This window comes from Chitinophaga skermanii (genome assembly GCF_003259335.1).
Classification (GTDB): domain Bacteria; phylum Bacteroidota; class Bacteroidia; order Chitinophagales; family Chitinophagaceae; genus Chitinophaga; species Chitinophaga skermanii.
The window spans coordinates 382,000-403,721 of sequence record NZ_QLLL01000003.1; the positions used below are offsets into that span (position 1 = coordinate 382,000).

General features: G+C 41.3%; 21 protein-coding genes. 13 read left to right on the plus strand and 8 right to left on the minus strand.

Translation table 11 applies throughout. The features are described from left to right. Positions 1-2 precede the first annotated feature (2 nt). On the plus strand, positions 3-1,097 hold the full coding sequence (locus LX64_RS09295; protein ID WP_111597364.1) for an SGNH/GDSL hydrolase family protein: 1,095 nt from the start codon (positions 3-5) through the stop codon (positions 1,095-1,097). A 197-nt stretch (positions 1,098-1,294) separates the two neighbouring features. Here the strand turns inward: LX64_RS09295 and LX64_RS09300 are convergent, their stop codons facing one another. The 4 genes from LX64_RS09300 to LX64_RS09315 form a co-directional block, all read right to left on the minus strand. After that, on the minus strand, positions 1,295-2,872 hold the full coding sequence (locus LX64_RS09300; RefSeq protein WP_111597365.1) for an arylsulfatase: 1,578 nt from the start codon (positions 2,870-2,872) through the stop codon (positions 1,295-1,297). Between the two features lie 382 nt (positions 2,873-3,254). Further along, the gene (gene yidD, locus LX64_RS26480; RefSeq protein WP_111597366.1) at positions 3,255-3,554 is read right to left on the minus strand and encodes a membrane protein insertion efficiency factor YidD; all 300 of its coding nucleotides are present in this window, start codon (positions 3,552-3,554) and stop codon (positions 3,255-3,257) included. After that, positions 3,551-3,784 (minus strand): DUF4177 domain-containing protein, encoded by a 234-nt coding sequence (locus tag LX64_RS09310; protein ID WP_111597367.1) that lies wholly within the window; start codon positions 3,782-3,784, stop codon positions 3,551-3,553. Before LX64_RS09310 ends, yidD begins: the two co-directional genes overlap by 4 nt. A 112-nt stretch (positions 3,785-3,896) precedes the next feature. Beyond that, on the minus strand, positions 3,897-4,319 hold the full coding sequence (locus LX64_RS09315) for a hypothetical protein (RefSeq protein ID WP_111597368.1): 423 nt from the start codon (positions 4,317-4,319) through the stop codon (positions 3,897-3,899). A 160-nt stretch (positions 4,320-4,479) separates the two neighbouring features. Between LX64_RS09315 and LX64_RS09320 the strand changes: the two genes are divergently transcribed. Then, positions 4,480-5,244, plus strand: coding sequence for a DUF3108 domain-containing protein (locus LX64_RS09320; protein ID WP_111597369.1), 765 nt, complete (start codon positions 4,480-4,482; stop codon positions 5,242-5,244). 43 nt (positions 5,245-5,287) lie between these two features. Here LX64_RS09320 and LX64_RS09325 read toward each other — a convergent pair whose 3' ends face one another. Then, on the minus strand, positions 5,288-5,788 hold the full coding sequence (locus LX64_RS09325; protein WP_211324783.1) for an Lrp/AsnC family transcriptional regulator: 501 nt from the start codon (positions 5,786-5,788) through the stop codon (positions 5,288-5,290). A gap of 135 nt (positions 5,789-5,923) precedes the next feature. Between LX64_RS09325 and LX64_RS09330 the strand changes: the two genes are divergently transcribed. After that, the gene (locus LX64_RS09330; RefSeq protein WP_111597370.1) at positions 5,924-7,060 is read left to right on the plus strand and encodes a histidine decarboxylase; all 1,137 of its coding nucleotides are present in this window, start codon (positions 5,924-5,926) and stop codon (positions 7,058-7,060) included. A gap of 230 nt (positions 7,061-7,290) precedes the next feature. Here LX64_RS09330 and LX64_RS09335 read toward each other — a convergent pair whose 3' ends face one another. Together LX64_RS09335 and folP are read right to left on the minus strand one after the other, a co-directional pair. Then, a complete protein-coding gene (locus tag LX64_RS09335) occupies positions 7,291-8,088 on the minus strand; it encodes a diadenylate cyclase (protein ID WP_111597371.1) in 798 nt (265 codons plus the stop codon). Positions 8,089-8,285: 197 nt separating this feature from the next. Continuing rightward, positions 8,286-9,149, minus strand: a complete 864-nt coding sequence (folP, locus tag LX64_RS09340) for a dihydropteroate synthase (protein WP_111597372.1) — start codon at positions 9,147-9,149, stop codon at positions 8,286-8,288. Between the two features lie 69 nt (positions 9,150-9,218). On the opposite strand from folP, the gene LX64_RS09345 reads away from it, so the two are divergent. The 9 genes from LX64_RS09345 (at position 9,219) to LX64_RS09385 (ending at position 16,650) form a co-directional block, all read left to right on the plus strand. After that, positions 9,219-9,779 (plus strand): DUF1599 domain-containing protein, encoded by a 561-nt coding sequence (locus LX64_RS09345; RefSeq protein ID WP_245952602.1) that lies wholly within the window; start codon positions 9,219-9,221, stop codon positions 9,777-9,779. 54 nt (positions 9,780-9,833) lie between these two features. Then, positions 9,834-10,922 (plus strand): BT_3928 family protein, encoded by a 1,089-nt coding sequence (locus LX64_RS09350; RefSeq protein WP_111597617.1) that lies wholly within the window; start codon positions 9,834-9,836, stop codon positions 10,920-10,922. 74 nt (positions 10,923-10,996) lie between these two features. Next, a complete protein-coding gene (locus LX64_RS09355; protein ID WP_111597618.1) occupies positions 10,997-12,052 on the plus strand; it encodes an ABC transporter permease in 1,056 nt (351 codons plus the stop codon). Positions 12,053-12,215: 163 nt separating this feature from the next. Further along, on the plus strand, positions 12,216-12,731 hold the full coding sequence (locus LX64_RS09360) for an RNA polymerase sigma factor (protein ID WP_111597373.1): 516 nt from the start codon (positions 12,216-12,218) through the stop codon (positions 12,729-12,731). Further along, positions 12,721-13,236, plus strand: a complete 516-nt coding sequence (locus tag LX64_RS09365; protein WP_111597374.1) for a hypothetical protein — start codon at positions 12,721-12,723, stop codon at positions 13,234-13,236. The genes LX64_RS09360 and LX64_RS09365 overlap by 11 nt, the downstream gene beginning before the upstream one ends. Before the next feature lie 80 nt (positions 13,237-13,316). Beyond that, on the plus strand, positions 13,317-13,838 hold the full coding sequence (locus tag LX64_RS09370; protein ID WP_111597375.1) for a DUF4252 domain-containing protein: 522 nt from the start codon (positions 13,317-13,319) through the stop codon (positions 13,836-13,838). Between the two features lie 112 nt (positions 13,839-13,950). After that, the gene (locus LX64_RS09375; RefSeq protein ID WP_111597376.1) at positions 13,951-14,472 is read left to right on the plus strand and encodes a DUF4252 domain-containing protein; all 522 of its coding nucleotides are present in this window, start codon (positions 13,951-13,953) and stop codon (positions 14,470-14,472) included. Positions 14,473-14,564: 92 nt separating this feature from the next. Then, entirely contained in the window at positions 14,565-15,911 is a 1,347-nt protein-coding gene (locus LX64_RS09380; RefSeq protein WP_111597377.1) for a DUF1493 family protein, read from the plus strand. A gap of 1 nt (position 15,912) precedes the next feature. Further along, positions 15,913-16,650: a hypothetical protein gene (locus tag LX64_RS09385; protein WP_111597378.1), complete on the plus strand. Its 738-nt coding sequence runs from the start codon at positions 15,913-15,915 to the stop codon at positions 16,648-16,650. 610 nt (positions 16,651-17,260) lie between these two features. Here the strand turns inward: LX64_RS09385 and LX64_RS09390 are convergent. Further along, positions 17,261-18,766, minus strand: a complete 1,506-nt coding sequence (locus LX64_RS09390; RefSeq protein WP_111597379.1) for a choice-of-anchor I family protein — start codon at positions 18,764-18,766, stop codon at positions 17,261-17,263. 292 nt (positions 18,767-19,058) lie between these two features. On the opposite strand from LX64_RS09390, the gene LX64_RS09395 reads away from it, so the two are divergent. Beyond that, positions 19,059-21,551 (plus strand): S9 family peptidase, encoded by a 2,493-nt coding sequence (locus LX64_RS09395; protein ID WP_111597380.1) that lies wholly within the window; start codon positions 19,059-19,061, stop codon positions 21,549-21,551. Positions 21,552-21,722 lie beyond the last annotated feature (171 nt).

Genomic DNA, 21,722 nt, shown 5'->3' on the forward strand with positions numbered 1-21,722 from the left:
ACATGAAAAGATTACTATGCTTACTATTGTGTAGCCTGAACGCCTTGTTCTTGCAAGCACAAACGAAACCCGATTCTACGTTATCTACCTTAACTTTTGTAGATGCAGCCAACTTACAAGTGATCAATAAATATCACAAAGAACCTAATTACAACCGTTTACCGGCACAGTACAAAGACAAAGTACGCAAAGAGGTATGGTCGTTAAGCTTACACAGTGCAGGTATTGCCGTACGTTTCCGTAGTAATGCCAGCACCATCGGCGCGAAATGGAAATTAAAAAACAATGCCCGCATGAATCACATGGCCTACACAGGTATCAAAGGCTTGGACTTATATGCTTTAGTGGGTAACCAATGGCAATTCGTCAACAGCGCCATCCCGAACGATACGCACAACAACGAACGCGTGATCCTCAGCAATGCCGATACTACTATGCGCGAATACATGCTTTATTTGCCCTTATACGATGGCGTAGATTCTGTGAGCATTGGCGTGAACAAAGGTGCTAAGATTGAGAAAACCACTTCGCCTGTTATGATGGCTCCTAAACCTATTGTGTATTACGGCTCTAGCATTGCCCAAGGTGGTTGTGCCAGCAGAACAGGCATGGCATTTACAAGCATTCTTTCCCGGAAAGTGCAAACACCGCTTATTAACCTAGGTTTCAGCGGCAACGGGATGATTGAAGCCCCGATTGGCGAAGCTATGACGGAAATTGATGCGGCCTTGTACATCGTAGATTGCAACCCGAATGCTGCCGCCGATGTGATTTATGAAAGAACAATCGCTTTAGTAAAGCAAATTCGTGCTAAAAAGCCTAATACCCCCATTCTTTTAGTAGAAGGATTCTTATATGAAACAGGCTATTTCAATAAAGCCATTCACCCCATTGTACAAAAGAAAAGAACAGAATTAACCAAAGCATTTCAAACCTTACAGAAAGCCGGTGTAAAAGGAATTACCTACTGTAAAGCAGATGGTTTCATTGGAACGGATCATGAAGGAACTGTAGATGGTATACATCCTACAGATGTTGGAATGGAACGTATTGCAGCGGGATTATTGCCTGTTGTGAAGAAGTTGTTGGGGAAATAGGAGGGAATGAAAAGGTGTTACCAACCTTATGAAATATGGTGGTTCGAATCCAGTCTTTGGCACATCACTGGACAAACAAGTTAAAACCTGTTTGTCCAGTTTATTGCCGCTTATTTCTAATAGTGTAATCATTCTTCACGTGCTTTACTTTCTAAAGCTATAAGGTGAGAGGTGAATGACGTTGAACTTAATTTCCATCACTGTTTCATACCAGAACCAGGTGCATTCACTTTCAATCTACTAGAATTAATCCTATCTATTTCTGCCTCTACACCATCGGGAGCGAAGCTAGCCGGTAATTGGGAAGGCGGGTAATTCCTAAATGTTTCAAGGAATTCTATCGCATGAAAGCTACCTTGTCCTATTAAATAATCATTATCAACCAGCCATGCATAATACATGTCAGATGCTTGGTCGGCTCTTTCCATGGGGTCCATGCGTAAATTAAATAGTTTAGGTACCCGGTAGGTTATAAAAGGATCCTTCCATACATTGAAACCCGCAGGGGCAGATTGCTCCCTGAATACTACTTTCCAATCGCCGTACCTAATGGCAACAAGTTGAGCATCGTCATTGATATAGATGAATTCCTTTCTAAAGCTCTTATCAGTCTTACCCGTAATAAAATCAAGTTGATTATAACCGTCAAGATGTACTTTATAACTTTTTCCTCCTACATTCGATCCTTTCAATAAATCTTGTTTGATATTGTTATTGCCGGCGGCCGCTAGCAATGTAGGAAACCAATCGAGACCTGAAAAAATTTGGTTGGTAACACCGGGTTTTATATGACCAGGCCAACGAATAAAGGCAGGAACACGGTATGCCCCTTCCCAGTTAGTATTTTTTTCACTTCTGAACGGTGTGGTCGCCGCATCTGGCCAACTAAATTGATTAGGACCATTATCTGTCGTGAAAATCACAATCGTATTGTCTGCTATTTTTAGATCATCTAAAAGCTTCAGTAATTTACCCACGTTGTCATCTAATTCTAACATACCATCCGCATAAAAATTACCTGGCATGCCCGCACGTCCTAGCATAGACGGACGAACATGTGTTTTAAAGTGCATCCTAGTAAAGTTCATCCAAGAAAAGAATGGTTTGCCTTGTTGTACTTGTTGTTTAATCCAGTCTATACAGGCCCCCGTTGTTTCATCGTCAACTGTTTCCATTCGTTTAATGGTGAGCGGACCGGTATCTTCCACCTTGCCATCGGCAGTACTACGAATGACACCTCTCGGCGTATTTGCTTTAGTGAAGGCAGGATCATCTTTAGGCCATGTTGGATGTTCTGGCTCTTCTTCTGCATTTAAGTGATAGAGGTTGCCAAAAAACTCATCAAATCCATGCCGAGTGGGTAAATACTCGTCTTTATCACCCAAATGGTTTTTGCCAAACTGGCCACACATATAGCCAAGCGGTTTCAATGCCTGCGCAATTGTGATATCTCGGTCTTGTAAGCCTACCGGCGCTCCCGGGATACCCACTTTCGATAACCCCGTTCTTTTCGCTGATTGACCAGTAATAAAGGTGGCCCGCCCAGCAGTACAACTATTTTCTGCATAATAATCGGTAAACATTAGTCCTTCTCTTGCCAGCCTATCCAAATTAGGGGTTTGGTAGCCCACCACGCCAAAAGAATAGGCACTTATGTTAAACTGGCCTATGTCATCACCAAAAATAACAAGTATGTTCGGTTTTTTTTGCGCGTAAACTGTTGCTATACCTATCAATAGCATGGTGCATACAAATAAAATACGCTTGCATCTCATAATTGAAAACGTTTATGAAGTAAATAATTGTTTACAAGAAGTGATGAGACGTATATGCTTAGGATCCTCAGCCTCGAAAGAAAGTAATACTTTCTTGAAGCAAGATTTATTGCTACATATGTATTGATGATGTAAGATGTGCTGCTTAGATGCTGCTACTTACTCGTACAGAATTAGCTGTCTAGTAGGTAGTCAATGTGGGATAACAACTTCATTATAAATTATTAACCGTATTTGAATTAAATTGTTCAAACGCGTTCAACTTCTAATATCTCACAGTTTTCGTCAATACGAAAGCCCTAGATTGAAGTCATCTAATTAAGTTGATAAAAAAGACACCGTCATTTCTTAGGAATGACAGTGTCTCTTAGAAAGGGAACGATTATTTTTGTAGATCAATACTCCTTAAATACCATGCTGAAACCTCTTGCTCGTCAATTATATCGCCACAAGGTAAAAGCATTTGGGTATGGCCATTAATGGGATTGTTAAAGATTTCACAGCCACTTCGGCAATTTTGAAAGCGATATTTAAACGCGCGTACACCGGCGTGAAATCCATTGACGGAAGTTGCCTGGTAAACATATTTTGAACAGGATATATTGAATACACATTTCCTTCTTTTAGCAGCGGGAATAATCACCCAATAAAGCCGTATGGCTAACAAGATGAGTTGTTTCATTTTCTAGTAAATACAACCATTTGTCTTTGTGTAGTATATCCTTGGGTAGCTCCAAAACCAAAGCAACCCGCTGTAGGTTGAACATATGTAGATACGCTTTCTAGCCTTATATATTCCCAACCTTGTACTGCTTGATTATCAATTAACTCTTGTAATTGGTCCGCCACGTGGTTGGAAGTACCATTGGAAGGATTAATAGAAGCGACAAATGGGATGACTTTGTATTCCATAGATTTTTGTTGATGAATGGGTTTAATAAGTAATTATTTCATCACAAATATATTTGCCTGTTAAAGCAAATATTTATGGTTTCCCGTAACATGCTTTTCCCTTTTACCAGCACTATTTAAAGGCAATAACCTCCCTCATCACCCGCACCTCCAACCACACCAACATCCCAATCACGCCTATTTCCCCCATAAAATAAACCAACCCCCAACCAGTTAAATCCCCTATGTAATACGCCACGATCCAAGCTGTTAATCCACAATACGCCAAATTCCCAATAATCATGGCTTTTATAAAACCACGCCAATGATCCCGCAGGCATATACTACATATACCCGAGTAAATACAAATAGCGATAGCCACCAGCGATAATCCTTGTAGAATATGTACCGGTAAACCAATGAAGCGATGGAAATACATCCCAAACAGCACAAGTAATACAGCCGTTAATAAAGCGCCGATAGCATCCAAGATAAATAGCTTTCGCGGTTGCTGTACAAATGTTTGAATGATATGGTGAATGGGTAAACTCATCATGATGTATAAATAGGGGCTTCCTCAATAATACCACATTTCTCTTCAACCACACAAATAAAATAAATACCACCAAACCCAATTCCACCAGTAGCCCAATTTTGTAACGTATATTTATGTTCTCTCCTCGATTTTATTTTACCCAACATTTATTCATTCTCTCATGAAACCATTCTCTAGGTTAGCAGTGGCGTGCGCCATGATGCTATGTAGCGCGCAATTATCAGCGCAAGTAGATACTATTCGGGTAGGACAGTTGTTACCCCAATATTTAAAACCCGGTAACACCAAGTACCTCGTTTACATGGAAGACAGTACCAGTGGTGCTAAAATAGGTGCCAGCATTTGGGAGCGTACTACGAATATCGAGGAGGTGAACGGTAAAAAGGCCTTCGTAGTAAAGCAACATTGGTATAATATCGATACCATGAATTCCCAACGTATTATAGTGTCTTATTGCGATGCGAAAACCTTTCTGCCTATCTACCACGAAGCCATTTCGCAGAACAAAAAAGGAGTAGGACGTACAGAGAAATTCGAGTTTACACCGGGCAAAATTGCAGCCCCTAACGACGAGAAATTAACAAACAAAGGGTTTACTCTGAATACCTCCGAACCTACGTTCAACTGGGAGCTGGATATGGAAACCTTCGTTCAACTACCCTTGAAAGTAGGAAAAACATTTGCTGTAAATTTTTATCACCCCGGTTCGCCACAAAAGCCACAATTCTACTTATATAACGTGCCGGCTGAAGAAACATTAACCTCCACCCAAGGTACAAAACTGCGTTGCTGGAAACTGACAACCGCCATGCCTCAAATGAAGTATACATGCACTTGGTGGATTGACCAGAAAACCCGCACCGTGGTGAAAATGGAAGAAGCATTTAGCGGGAAGTACCGTTATAAATTATTGATGTCGATTTAATTATTTGGTCAAGCAGCTAAGTGTAGGCACACTTGGCTGCTTATCAAACTTCGTCTAACTGGAAAGCCGTTGTGTGTTTAGTTTCCGTCATAACAAAAGAGCTATGTACTTGTGCTATGTTCTCTATCGTGGCTAATTTATACGTAAGAAATTGCTGGTATTTATTCATGTCATTCACCACCACTTTGAGTAAGTAATCATAGTTCCCAGCTACGTGGTAGCATTCCATCACTTCATGGAGTTTGGCAATAGCAGCTTCAAAGTTTTTAATATGCGCGAGGGAATGTAGTTGTAACGATACACTACAAAAGGCAATCAAGGTTTTACCTACTTTCTGGCGATCGAGCAGGGTAACTTGCGATTTGATGAGCCCCATTTTTTCTATCTTCTTAATACGCTCGTATGTTGGCGTAATGGAAAGCCCCACCCGGTGAGCAATCTCCTTCGTATTCAACTTCGCATCCGCTTGCATAACTTGTAAAATGCGGCGATCTATTTTATCGAGATCATGCAACAGGGTAGATGAATTATCCTGGTTCAACATGCTTTCATTGCTTTGGTTAGTGTAAATATCCTATTATTTATCCATTTACAGTGCTTGTTTTCTAATTTAGGTGTAATGGCAGTCATGAAACACTAAAATTCCTAGTTTAGCAGTCTTAAGTAACTATTCCAAAGTATGCATCAATATTTGTTGCCTGGCGAAGCTGCCAAACAATTAGAGGATTTATTGCAACAAGTAAGATCAAGTACACACAATTTCCTAGGATACCCGGTATCGAAGGACTTTGACTATACGCCGTTGTTGCCTTTTTTACAATTCCCGATGAATAACTTGGGCGATCCGTTTGTGTCGTCGACGTACAACGTGGGCTCCCGCGAAATGGAAAGAGAAGTGGTGGCATTTTTTGCGAAGCTATTTCGTGCGGAAGCGCATAATTGGTGGGGCTATGTAACGAACGGAGGTTCCGAAGGGAATCTTTATGGCCTGTACCTCGCGCGGGAGCTATACCCCAATGGTATGGTATATTATTCCGAATCTACCCACTACAGCGTGCAGAAAAACTTGCACCTGCTTAATATGCCCAACATCATCATCCGTTCCCAAGAAAATGGCGAAATGGATTATGAAGATCTGCAAAATGCCATCCGCATTAACAGGCATATGCCCGTGATTATCCTCGCTAATATCGGTACTACCATGACCGAAGCCCGCGACGATGTTCGTCAAATCAAATCCATCTTAAAAGATATGGCCGTGCGCAACCACTACATTCACGTAGATGGTGCCCTTAGCGGCAGTTATAGTGCTTTTATTGAACCACGCCCTGCATTCGATTTTGCCGATGGTGCCGATAGTATTGCGATTAGTGGGCATAAATTCATTGGCTCACCGATCCCTTGCGGGGTAGTAATTGCGAAGAAATCGAACCGCGACCGTATTGCTCGTTCCGTTGCCTATATCGGTAGCATGGATACAACCATTACCGGTTCACGAAACGGTCATAGCCCCTTGTTCTTATGGTATGCCATTCAAAGAATGGGAGAAGCGGGTTTGAAAGCAAGGGCCGAGCATAGTTTGCGAATGGCCGCTTACGCCGTGGAGCAATTACGTGAAAACGGGGTAGAGGCATGGAGAAATGAAAATAGTATTACGGTGGTCTTTCCTAGTCCATCTATTGAAGTTATACAACAATGGCAATTGGCAACGGAGAATGGGTACTCGCATATTATTTGTATGCCCAACATTACTACCGCCCAAATTGATGCATTTGTGAAGAGCGTAACATTAGAACATACAGGTCTTGTTTGTTAGCCTTGAAACCCGGAACCGGCCCGTAAAACGGCCGGTTTTTTCCTTTTAGCAGGGTTAAAACTATTTGTGTAAAAACGCCTTTAAATATATTCACCATCCTTGTAAAAGACCCTTTTTCAGTACTAATGCATTCAAAATGAATGCTTGTTATTTTGTGTACTATTTGCGCAAATAGCAAAAAGAAAGCCGTCTCTAACTGTAGAGACGGCTTTTAATATTGTTAAGGAGATTTACATCCCGTCGACGAGTACTTCGTACAATTTTATCTTTAATTCCTCTGGTGAAATATCCATGGTGAGAATGCCATCTTGCGCATACGAGATGGTACCTCTTTCTTCCGACACGATAATGGCGAGGTTATCGCTGTGTTCGGTAATGCCTACAGCAGAGCGGTGGCGTAAACCGATACGTGTTGGTAAGTTAGGATTTTCGGATACCGGTAGAATCACCTTAGCGGCGAGTATTTTGTTGCCTACGATAATTAAACCACCGTCATGTAAAGGACTATTCTTCTCGAATATGCTTTCAATGAGCTTTGCGCTGATGTTCGCGTCTATATTAATGCTGGAAGCGGTATCAAACTTTACCCGGTAGGTATTGGCAATAACGATCAAGGCACCTGTTTGTGCATGGGCCATATGGGTAACAGCCGTGGTTATTTCGTTGATGATACTTTCTTCTTCCTTGTAGCTTTTGAATTTATCGGGGAGGAATAGTTTCGTAAAGAAGGAGTCTTTGCTGAGCGGGGTTTTCTTTCCCAGTACTAACAAGAACTTCCTTATTTCAGGTTGAAAGATAACAATGATGGCAATAATGCCTACGTTAATGATTCCTTGGAGTAGGGTGGTGAGGATGGTCATCTTCAACGCCTTCACAACAAAGAAGATCACATATATTACACAAAGGCCTAAAAATATATTGAAAGCAAGGCTACCTTTCAATAGCCTGTATAATTGTATGATAAGTACAATTACAATGAGCAGGTCGATCGCGTCCAGCCAATTAAATTCTAAATTCAAAAAATCCATACAGTGGGGAATGCTTTGTTCTAAAAATCAAATAACAATCGTTCAGTTCTTCTTGTGCTAGAAATGGTATGCGTTGATGGGAACACCCGGTTTGGCATTCTATCGAATACTACGTTTCTCTTACGGCTACTCACGAAGATAACAAAGAAATAATACTATTCCATGTTTTTTGCTTGGTAATCAATGTGCTTGGTTCATTACTTCACTGTTTGCATGAAGGTCACCATCTTAATAGCTTCTACGGCGGCTTTCACATCGTGTACACGTAAGATGTGTGCGCCTTTTTCTATGGCGATGGTATTGAGTACGGTGGTGCCGTTGAGGGCTTCTTGTGGTGTGATGCCTAAGAATTTATGAATCATGGATTTGCGCGAAATACCTACTAATAAAGGCGTTTCTAGGATTTGGAATTCGGCTAAATCATGGAACAGTTTGTAATTATGGGCAATGGTTTTACCGAAACCAAAGCCCGGATCGATGATAACATCTTTAATGCCGGCAGCACGACAAGCTACTAGTTTCTGCGCACAGTAGTCTAGCACTTCTTTCGTAACATCATCGTATTGAGGATCGGCTTGCATAGTTTGCGGGGTGCCTTGCATATGCATAGCAATATAAGGAACATGTAAATCGGCTACAGCACTCAGCATTGCTTGGTCCATATCACCGGCACTAATATCATTCACAATAGCAGCACCCGCCAAAACACATGCTTTGGCAACGGAAGCATAGTAAGTATCAATAGAAAGAATGGCATCGGGGTGATGGTGCAGGATGCTATGAATGGCAGGTAACAACCTTTCTAATTCTTCTTTTTCACCCACTACATGCGAACCAGGACGTGTGCTTTGGGCACCTAAATCGAGTATTTGTGCGCCATCGGCTAACATTTGTTGGGCTTGTTCTTCCACTTGGTGTAAAGTATGACTACGGGAAGCAGCGTAAAAGGAATCGTCGGTTACATTTATAATGCCCATTACAACGGGCTTTTCCAAGGAAAGTAATTTTCCTTTGCAATTGATGGTGAAATCTTTACGTAATAATGTATTTTTGAAACTCATTAGCAGGTTTTTCTCTCCTGCAAAGGTCGAAATAATTAGTTTTAGGTAGAAAATATTTTTGAATAAGTTTTGAGTAAGCAAAAGAACACGACGGCGCAATACGATGCTGTAATGACAGCATGTAAGGATGTATTCATTAAGAAAACCCGCGACTATGGCACTTCCTGGCGCGTGTTACGACCTATATCCATCGTAGATCAACTCTTCATCAAAGCACAGCGTATCCGTACGCTGCAAGAGGTGAAAACCCAGAAAGTAGATGAATCGATCGACGGGGAATTTTATGCCATCGTGAACTACGGTATTATCGCCCTCATGCAAATGAGCTTGCCCACCGATAACCCCTACGAAGATTTACCACTCGACACAGCTTCCAACCTATACACCGAGAAAGCTGCTTTCGTTAAAAACGTAATGGAAGCGAAGAACCACGATTACGGGGAAGCATGGCGCGATATGAGCCAAGAATCCTTCGTGGACCTTATCCTAACTAAATTATTACGCATCAAACAAATACTACGCAACGACGGTAAAACCCTTATTTCTGAAGGCATCGACGCCAACTTTGTCGACATTGTTAACTATGCCGTATTTGCACTCATCCTTATTGAAGAAGCACAAGTAGCATAATTTTTATATATTACGAAGGTTAAATTGGCCTTAGATCAAAAAGAAACCAATCACATGAGAGTTATCCTAATCCTGTTACGCGTAATAGTCGGCGTGTTGTTTATCTTCTCGGGCTTAATTAAAGCCAACGACCCATTGGGCTTGAGTTACAAGATGAACGAGTTTTTTGAAGTATTGCATATGACATGGCTTGTGCCATATTCATTGGTGTTCTCTGTTTTAATGAACGCTTTTGAAATTATTGCCGGTGTAGCTGTATTGTTAGGCTATGGCATGCGCATCTTCTCGTTTTTATTATTGTTATTGATTTTATTCTTCACCTTCTTAACAGGCTTTGCATTATACAGCGGCCTCATCAAAGAATGCGGTTGCTTCGGCGATTGTATTAAGTTAACAGCGGAAGGTACGTTCTATAAAGACGTGGCTTTGTTGGTGATGATTATCATTCTCTTCATCTATCGCAACAACATCAAACCAACATTCGGCAAATCGGCTACCAGCATATTTATGTTGCTAGGCGTGTTAATTCCTGTAGCCTTACAATACTACACTTTAGCACACTTACCGATTATCGACTGTTTACCTTATAAAGTAGGCAATAACATCCCAGAAAAAATGAAATTGCCACCAGGTGCAAAACCCGACAGGTATGAAACGGTATTGATTTACACGAAAGATGGCCAAGACAAAGAATTCACTGTAGATAATTACCCTTGGCAAGACACCACTTGGGTGTATAAAGATCGTAGAGATAAATTGGTAGAGAAAGGGAATGCAGAGCCGGCCGTGAAAGATTTCTACTTAACGGATTTCGATGGTGCGAAGCAAACCGACGCCATTTTATCAGAAGAAAAACCTGTTTACCTGTTCTTAGTAGAAAATACTGCGAAAGCCGGTAAAGGTTGGGACGAGAAAATGCACGCTATTCAACAGAAAGTAGCAGCCGGTGAAGCCTACGTATATGGTGTTACATCTTCCGATAAAGAAGCCGTAGAAGCCTTCAAAGCAGCCCATAAATTAGACTTCCCATTCTTGCAAATGGATGGTGTAGCTATTAAAACCGCCGGTAGAAGTAACCCTTGTTTGATCTTATTGAACAAAGGCACAATCGTAGGAAAATGGCATTACAACGATATTCCTTAAGATATTTTTTATAAATTGTGTCCCTCGCTACGCCTGTAGCGGGGGATTTTTTTATCAATCAAATCAAGAATCCTTTGCTAAAATTCGTTCTCAGGAAACTCCTTTACGGGGTGTTGGTATTGTTAGGCGTTGTGATGGTGATCTTTTTCCTCTTCAACGTATTACCTGGCGACCCGGCGAAGCTAACCTTGGGGCAACGTGCCGACGTGGCTTCCTTGGAGAACGTACGCAAAGAACTGCACTTGGATCAACCTTTACCTGTACAATTCTTATTATACCTCAACGATCTATCGCCTGTAGCTGTTCACGAGAAGGATTTTATAGCTACAAACTTGCACGCTATTCAACTCTTTAGCGTGGGGGAACAATCGGCTTTTGTCATTAAAACACCTTATTTACGTCGCTCTTACCAAGGGAAGAAAGATGTGTGGGAGATTTTAATGGAAGCCTTACCCGGTACGCTGGTGCTTGCCTTAGCGGCCATGATATTTGCTACGGTAGTAGGCATTGGCTTGGGCATTTTATCGGCGGTAAAGCAGAATACTTGGATGGATACGAGTGCTGTATTTGCCAGCGTGGTGGGCATATCCGCACCTTCTTTCTTTACCGGTATTGTGTTGGCGTACTTGTTTGGGTACGTATTAACCGGTTATACCGGTTTGCATATGACCGGTAGCTTATTTGATATTGACCCATTTCATGGCCGTATATTGAACCTCAAGAACTTAATTTTGCCCGCGATAACGCTGGGTATTCGTCCGCTTGCAATTATAGTACAGTTAACCCGCGGCGCCATGTTAGACGTGCTTACGCAAGATTACATCCGTACGGCGCAGGCCAAGGGATTGAAGCGCAACGTGGTTTTATTCCGTCATGCTTTAAGGAACGCGTTGAACCCGGTTATTACAGCCATTACGGGATGGTTCGCCGAGTTACTAGCCGGTGCTTTCTTCGTGGAGTATATTTTTGGGTGGAAAGGAATTGGGAAAGTAACGGTAGATGCCTTGGAGAAGTTTGATTTCCCGGTGGTAATGGGAGCGGTGTTGGTAACGGCGGCGGTGTTTGTGCTGATTAATATGTTGGCCGACATTATTTATAGTATCATAGATCCGCGTATTGCGATCAAGTAATTATCCTATTCATACACTATTTACAAGACATGCATGCTTACTGCCTAGAAAATCGGGTAGAAAGCGTGTTTGTAGTATATTGATTTCAAGTGAGTTATAAAAACTTGTAAAATATTTTACCTTTTTTGTAACAAAGATTAAAAACGGTCGTCTTCTTAGTATTATGTCAAACGAACTATTTCTCTCACAAGTGATGCCAGTCAAGCAAAAGCTATATCGCTTTGCCTTCCGGCTGCTTGGGAACGAGGAAGATGCGAAAGACATCACCCAGGACGCATTGATGAAGGTATGGAATCAAAAAGAGAGGATGGGCGAATTAAATAACCTGGAAGCGTGGTGTATGCGTATTACCCGTAACCTAGCGCTCGACAAGCTAAAGTCGAAAAAGTATCGCCGATCAGACGATATTGACCAAGCGCACGAAATACCTGCAACTCGTGAAGCCAACCCGCAACAAGCGGCAGAGCAGAACGATGTTATGAAGAAAGTTCATTCGGTTATTAATAACCTTCCTGAGAAGTACAGAAGCCTCGTACAATTAAGGGATATAGATGGATTTTCTTACCAAGAGATCGCCGATATACTGGAGATCACGTTAGACGAGGTAAAAGTTAATTTACACCGCGCACGGAAATCAGTACGTGAGCAGTTACAAAATATGCAAGTATATGGACTTTAATCAAACACGGGCTTTAATTGCAAAGTATTGGGAGTGTGAAACAAGCCTACAAGAAGAAGCACAACTCCGTGAGTTTTTTAGTACTTACAAAGGTGAATTGCCGGGTGACTTACAGGAGGCGGCACCGATGTTCCAATACTTTCAACAAGAATCACAAGCAGAAACCGCCGCCATTGCAGCCTTAATTGCCGACGGCCCTTGGGAATCGCCCATAGAAACCAAGCCTGCTACGAAAGTGGTGAGCATGCGCAAACCATTCTATACCGGATGGATGCGATATGCAGCAGTAGTGATGATGACCGTAGGATTGGGGTATTCTGTTCAACAGTTCAACGATAAATACCAAGAAGAGGTAAAACTAAATGCAGAAGTGCACGAAGCTTTCGAAGAAACACAACGCGCATTGTTGTTACTCTCGAAAAACCTCAACAAGGGCACCAAACCCATGGAGAATTTATCGAAAATAAACGCAGCTACAGATGCTGTAAAACCAAGCAACTTCTAACAATCAATATATACAAACAACAACGGCCGCTGTTCTAATTATCACAATCAACATCCTCAAACCAAGCAAATCTCAAAGTCATGAAAAAGATATATAGCCTCCTTGTTATACTCATCCTTGCTACAAGCCTTAGTGCTTCAGCACAAACAAGCGTTATCGATCGCTTCTTCTCTAAATATGAAAGCAACGATGATTTCACGGTAATTAAAATTACCCCGAAAATGTTCTCTATGTTCAGCAAACTCAACTCATCTGATCCCGATGCGAAGAAGATCTTGAACGTAGCATCTAAACTCAAAGGCTTGCGCATTCTTGTGAAAGAACAAGCGAAAGATGGTAAAGTATTATTCCGTGAAGCGTCACAATTCTTCACCAAAGAATTCGAAGAATTGATGACTATCCGCGAAAAAGATAACGACCTTAAATTCTTGATTAAAGAAAACGGTAAGGGCAACATCTCCGAATTGATCATGCTAGTGGGTGGTTCCGATACCTTCGTGGCACTTAGCTTAATCGGCGATTTGAACTTACAAGAATTATCCGCTATTGCAGATGATATGAACATTGAAGGGTTCAGTAACATCAAAAAAGCAAAAAAATAATAACCTAGCTAACGCCGGGAAATGCTGCGGGCAAATGCCGCCATATTTCTCCACAGCTTTCCCGGTTTATTCGTCATAAAAAGATCCGTATAACCTTATAAACGAGCATTCCATGAAACTTTTTACTAAAATCCTTTTCTGCACCGTTCTTTTAGCATTCATGTTCAGCGAAGGTCAAGCTCAAAGAAAATATCTCCGCAAGTTTAAAAACGAATACCGCGATAACGGCTACAAAACATTCGCCATCGGCGTAGGATTCATGCCCATGCATATGATTATGTCTATTGCTTCTAATGCTTTAGAAGGGGAAGACAAAGCATTGAAACCTATCTTAAAGAAGATACACAATGTAAAGTTATACATGATCGTACTACCAACAGGTGAAACGTTTCCAAAAGCTGATGTCAATCGTTTAGCAACAAACCTCACCGAAAAAAGCAATTACAGCTTATTGTTAGAAGTTTCGGGCAAGGGTGGACACGTTTCTTTGTACAACCATGGCAAAACTGATAGCGACCTAGGACACGTAGTAATGGTTGTGCACGATGAAGGTGAAATGGTAATGATTCACATGAATACCTCCATTAACTTGGACGAAGCAAAATTACTCGCTAACGCTGTAGTAGAAAGCTAAACCAATTTTCATTTGATATATAAAGGCGCATTCCTGGGAAGGATGCGCTTTTTTTATTACCTTGGCGGCACCTAACTATTTTATAGCTACCTATGACCGATTTTCTTTCCGTTAATACGCTGTACATTGTCATCTTGGGTATTATTGCTGTTTGCATGGCATATATCCTGGTGAGTATTAGGCGCCGCAGCAAACGTGCAGATGCTGTATTATTTGAATGCGAGAATGGACATCCTAAAGAGGAGGAATTGACTAATTATGAAGAAAGGGTACTACAATTTTTCATTGATAAAAGTAATGCCAATAAGGGTAGAATTCACATTGGTACAGAGTTTCATTTTCATTTGGGATTTACACATGCGAAGGCCGTGGAGGTATTGAAAGCATTTTCAGATGCATTTCATGTGGAACTTGTTGGATTTAACTTTGAACGTGATTTTGTAGAGGATTCGAAGTTTACTTTTAATCCTTACCTCATGCAATTCGTTGTGGCGGCGGAAAGTAAATGCCTTTATTACAACAATACAATTAAGCGTCACGTTAACTGGCATGTAGCTGATTCACCAAATGAATACCGCATTATGATATCAGATCATATTGATGCATATGTTGGTTACCCTGTGTTGTTACAAGGAGATGATCTCATTAAGGTTCGGTGTGATGTAATGGGGCAGCAAGCGATGAATTTATTGATTAGTATTACTGAAACGTTTTGTATTGATATAACGGGATACGACATTAAGACCTTTGGGTTTGCCGATGAAACACAGGTAGATCGCTATTCGGATTTTACGTTAAATGACTTGGCTATAGCTGCGCACGAAGGATTTCTTGTGGAAACAAGGCCCCTAGTTTTCAACAACGAATTTGAACCCAAATTTATGCAGCAGATACCTATTGTACACGATTACATAGCTGCAACGCTCTCTATTCCTTCCCAAAAATTGCATTTGTCTACGTATATAAAATCCCACTTCGCAGGCGATCAAGCCGCCTTCGAAAAGTTTATGCAAGGCTTCTATGAACACTTCAATGTCAAGCCACCGCAACCCTTTACTGCTGAAGATTGGAAAATATATGATCCATTGAATTACGATCTTGTACTGTCTGCCGCTGATCAAGTGTGCAACATTACATTAAGCCGTAAGATCTTCACCGATTACGGTTGGTTCGAGATATGGGAGCAAATGGAAGTTTGGATACTTAGCTACTTTGAAGGAAAGATCATGAGTATAACCCCGCAAACTGAATTAGCAAAGGATTTACAATTATCTGGCCATGATGCTGATATATTCATTATCAGGATCGCAGAACGCTTCATGATCGATATACACGATTACAAGTATGACAACCACTTTGGCTCAACGTCCAATACACCTATAACATTACATGATATTTGGGGTATGATTGTGGAGGGTAAATGGATTCAACCGGAATAATATGCTATCTTTAATATTTGCAATACTCTTTTCGATTGTCGTAGGCTTAATGATTTACCTCATCATCAATGATAAGCATGACCATAACATACAGAAAGCTTCGCCACTTCCGCAGCAGGATATCCTTGGGAAGGATACTTTTTTAGCATATATAGAACGTTCTACAGGCGTACAGGTATGCCTAATGAATTGGTCGGAACGAATTGCTCATTTATTGCCTAATAGTTGCCCCTTACCGGGCTTTATAAGTAGGTTTGTTAAGGATTATAATATTCACTTACTAGGATTAGATGAAGAACATTGGTGTGAATTGGAAGGATATAACCCCACTTTAGGCGTCTTATATACAGCAACACAAACGCGGATATTATATAAACCGTTTATAAACATAGAACGACTGCCTTATGAAACATTACGACAACATATTATCGAAGATATAATGGGAGATCCTAGGGAAGAACGGTACAATCTTGGTAATATAGATGTGCAGAAACGCCTAATTGCAGATCGTAATATTACTGGCGAGCATTTGGAATTGATGCTTTTAACTTATGCAGATAAATATGGTGTTGATTTAACCGGCTCCCAGTACTTAATACTTTGTTACCCAAGCCGCTATACCGCATACGACAATGAGTATCAAGGGTTAGATATCACCTTCGACGATTTAATCAAAGCTGCTATGGTGGGGAATTGGTTGAACAGAGAAAGTGCCCTATCAAACAATTCCATCAACTAAGATTAACCCTCCTTCAACTTGCAATTATTTTAAAAGATACTACCTCCTTTTGCAAAGAATGCCCCCAGCTGCCACTTGCTCCAGCAATAGACCGCTTTTCTTCTAATGCTGAACTTCAAATCGCTGTTAACCAGTTTGTAGCTGATCGCTACCCAATGGCATTTTAAGTAATAATTATTGTCGCAATTGACACTTGGCAGTTGTGTTTTGTATGGCAATTGCGGTGTTGACTTGATAACACATTCTCTATAAGGGAATTAATAGTCACCAATAAGGCAAAAGATAGGGTAAAGATAGGCTTAGGATAGGCTTTTAATAGGGAAAGGATAGGCTCGAGATAGGCAAACTACATAGAAACTACATGGAAATACCCGAAAATTACATGGAAACTACATGGAACCTACATGGATTTCACTTTCTCGGTGGCTTGTCAGCACATCAAGGTTAAAGGGAGGGATTGATCTTAATACTTAACTCTAACTAAGTAGCATAGGTTTCATCTTTATCTTCCAACTACACCTTTTCATTATCAACCCATTACTCAAATTATACAATAACGGCTACCTTGCTGTACGCAAAGCAGCCGCATTGAACTTCTCACAGTTATATCTTAAAGTGTATTCGGTGTGTATACTTTTACAACACCGTCATTTTCACTACTTACAACAAGCAAAGATTTTTTAGTAGGGCTCATAACTGCCGGGATGAATAATACGCCTTCTGGTGCATCGCCCGATTTCAATAATTGAAGGAATACGGGTTTAGTAGGCGTAGTAGCATCATATACGGCGATTGCATCACTACGTTCCATGCCTACGAATACTACATTTTTCTTACCAACTTTACCGGTAGCAATGCCTTCTGGTTCAACACCTTTATCATCACTGCGGCCATCGTCGTATACTTTGGCTTCGATGCACTTGTTTTCCAACTCGTTATTGCTGTCGAATACCAATTTGCCGTCATTACCATTCCAAACGCTGAAAGAACGGGCACCGAAGGAATAGAGTTCGGTGTACACGCCATCGGTATTGCCGAGGGTGGTGGTAATGTTCAATCTACCTAATTCAGTTTCAGTTTTTAAGGTGGCTGCATTCGGGAATTTTGTTGGATCGAGGGTAATGTCTTTTACACGTTTTGCCTCTGCATAGGCATCCCATTCTCTTACGTCGCCTTCATTTGCGGTAAAGAGGTACGGAATACCATTGTCGATCAGCATGGCAATGGCATCTGGTTGGTACATCCCTTTTACTGGTACGGTACGTTGCTTGATACCGTCTTTATCGCTGGGGTCGATGGCATTTATGGCAAGGCTGTAGTCTTTAAAGCCAAGTGGCCACATGTTGGTAACAGTTTTAGCTGCCAGGTCAATTTTGGCAATCATGTTGTTCTCTTGCAAGGTTACCCAAGCTGTTTTCTCGTCGGGGGCAATGGTAATGTATTCTGGTTCCATGTCTTGTGCAAAAGAGGCATTAGGACCAAATACGCGGCCGCCTTGTGATTTCAAGGTAGCGGCTTGACCGGCGAATGAAGAGAAATCGAGCGTTGTTACAGCAAAGCTGTTTTTTACATCGATGATAGACACGGAGCCAACAGGATCTACTTTGTAATCCTGGCTAGGTTCGCCTTCATTGGCCGACATAATGTATTTGCCATTGGCGCTAAAGGTAACCATATCGGGTAAGGCACCTACCGTAATAGCTTTGATTTCAGCATACGATTTAGTGTCGTATACCACCACTTTGCCATTCATGGTTTTGTCTTTTCCTTCAATAGCAGCAGCGAGCATACCACCGTATACACTTAGGCTGTTTACGGCGCCGTAGGTCGATACGTCGATGTTGCCGATTACTTTCATGGTAGTTGGATTTGAGAAATCGACTACTTCGATACGGTTTACACCGCTGTTGTTCACTACAAATAAGCGTTTCGTTAATGAATCGTAGGCCGAAATTTCAGCAGCACCGGCGCCTCCAATGTTAATAGACCCAATTTCCGCGAACGTCGACGGGTCTTCGTTAACGAAAAATTCGGGTGTAGTAGGTTTGTCGTCGTTCTTAGTACAACTCATGTACACAGGAATAGCCAGTAGGGGTAGTAAATGTTTAATCCGCATATATCTTTGGTTTTATAGAATTGAGGGCGAATAAACAAGCCGGGTATTATCAACGTGTGAACAGAAGATTAAGAAATGATTATTTCAGTTGACTAAATCAAAATTATCTCACCCTTTACAATAATTAGTCATTCGTTACCTTAACGGGCTATTTGCGAACCATTCATCATTCTTTGCGCGGGAAACTAGGGGAGAGTGATTAATTTTATCGAGTTTACTATGTACAACTGTAATGCCCTATGCCACGGCATTTGATAGGCTCGTAACTGTTATAAATTAGGATTACTATATTATGTTTAATGGTTTTTTTAGCAGGAATAGATATTTCCTCCTAGCTACTTCTTTATTAGTAAGTGGGCTAGCGCATGCGCAAGAACAGCCGAAAGCGAACTACAGGTTAGCGGCTAAGTTCTCGCCAAAGAAACAACAACGCATGGTGTTTTCTACAGCCGTAGATGCACATTGGTTGAAGAAATCGGATCGTTTTTGGTATCAATACGAAACATCCAATGGTAAAGTTTGGTACATCGTGAACCCAGCCACTGCCGAAAAGCGCGTGATGTTCGATAATGCGAAGCTCGCAGCTGCCCTTACCCGTATTGTAAAAGATCCGTTCGATGCGCAACATCTTCCTATCGACAGTATGCGTTTTGTGAAAGATGAGCGTACCATTCAATTCGAAATCAAGAGTTCCTTAGAAATCGAAAAGAAAGATACCACGAATAAAAAGGCGGCGCCTGTAAAGGAAAAGAAGACTTTCTACTTCGAATATAATCTCGATACAGAAAACTTGGTAGAATTAAACGACTTCAAAAAGCCGAAGCGTAAACCCAATTGGGCCAACATTTCTCCTGATGAGCAAACCATCATTTTCGCGAAGAAATTCAACCTCTACTGGATGGATAAAGCGAACTATGAGAAAGCGTTAATCAATGAGAATGATAGCACCATTGTAGAACACGCTTTTACGAAAGATGGTGTCGACAATTTCGCTTACGGTGGTGATACGGATAACGAATCCAACGTAGATATCGAAAAAAATAAAGACAAACGGAAACCGGCTTATGTGTTCTGGTCGCCCGATTCGAAATACTTCGGTATGACGCGTTCCGACAAACGCATGGTGAAGGATTTTTGGGTGATTAATAACATCGCCGATCCTCGTCCTACTTTGGAAACTTATAAATACCAAATGCCGGGTGAAAAAGAAGCCCCTGAAACGCATTTGTATGTATGGGAGAATAGTTCCAAAACAGTGAAGGAGATCAACGTGAACATGTTCAAAAACCAAGACGTGTATTTCTGGTCGAAACCGGCTGTTAAAACGCAGCGCGACGATGATTGGCGCCCCTTGGTATGGCATGGTACGAACGATAAGTTCTACTTAACCCGTACAAGCCGCGATTTAAAGCGAATTGATGTATTGCGTATTGATCCGAAATCTGGAGATGTGAAATCGATCATTGAAGAACGCATGAATACGTATGTAGAAGTACGCCGCGTGGGTTTAGTGAATGGTGGTAAAGAATTGATTCAGTGGAGTGAAGAAGACGGTTGGGCACATTTTTATTTATATGATGAAAATGGTAAGCTGAAAAATCAAATTACTTCAGGCGCTTACCATTGCGAGGATATTGAAGCGATTGATGAGAAAAACCGCGTATTGTATTTTTCTGCGAATGGTAAAGAACCGAATGAAGATCCTTACTATTTGCACCTTTACCGTGTGAACTTCGATGGTTCGGGATTGAAATTATTGAACCCGGGTGAATTCGAACACGCGATGAATTTGAACGACAATAACCAGTTCTTTGTAGATAACTATTCCCGTGTTAACACGGTTCCTAAATCGGCTTTGTATAATACGGCGGGTAAAAAGATCATGGATCTTGAAACGGCTGATTTATCCTTGTTATTTGCAGCCGGTTATAAGTTCCCAGATATTTTCAAAGTGAAGGCAGATGATGGCGTAACTGATTTATACGGTGTGATGTATAAACCATTTGATTTCGATTCAACGAAACGTTACCCAATTATCGAGTACGTATACCCAGGTCCGCAAACAGAAGCCGTAAACAAAGCTTTTGCACGTGTAGCCGATAGAACAGATCGTTTAGCACAAGCGGGTTTCATTGTTATTACGGTTGGTAATAGAGGTGGTCACCCAAGCCGTTCTAAATGGTACCATACCTACGGTTATGGCAATTTGCGTGATTATGGTTTAGCAGATAAAAAAGCAGCTATCGAACAATTAGCAGATCGTTATCAGTTCATTGATGCCGATAAAGTAGGTATTCATGGTCACTCTGGTGGTGGCTTTATGTCAACCGCTGCGATGTTGGTATACCCCGACTTCTTCAAAGTAGCTGTTTCTTCTTCCGGTAACCACGATAACAGTGTGTACAACCGTTGGTGGAGCGAGAAACACCATGGTGTGAAAGAAGTAGTAGGTGAAAAAGGTGATACTACCTTCTTATATAATATTGAAAAGAATCCTGATTTAGCGAAGAACTTGAAAGGTCATTTAATGTTGACAACCGGCGATATCGATAATAACGTACACCCGGCCAATACGATCCGCGTAGCGAATGCGCTGATCAAAGCCAACAAACGTTTCGAATTCGTGATCTTGCCCGGTCAACGCCACGCTTACGGCGATATGCAAGAATGGTTCTTCTGGACATTAACAGATTATTACAGTCGTTGGTTACTCGGCGATTTCTCACAACCTGTTGATATCACAGAAATGAACGTAGAAGTACCGCAAACAAACAAGCGTAGGTAGCAGCTTACAACAACATCTAAACATGTGCCCCGTCTTTATCATGTAGAGGCGGGGTATTTTTATGCCATCCCCCTAAAATTCCCTATCTTCACATCAACCTAACTATCAATATAACATGCAACCTCCATAAATACTCATTTTCAATAATTTTCATACCGAAACCACAAAAAA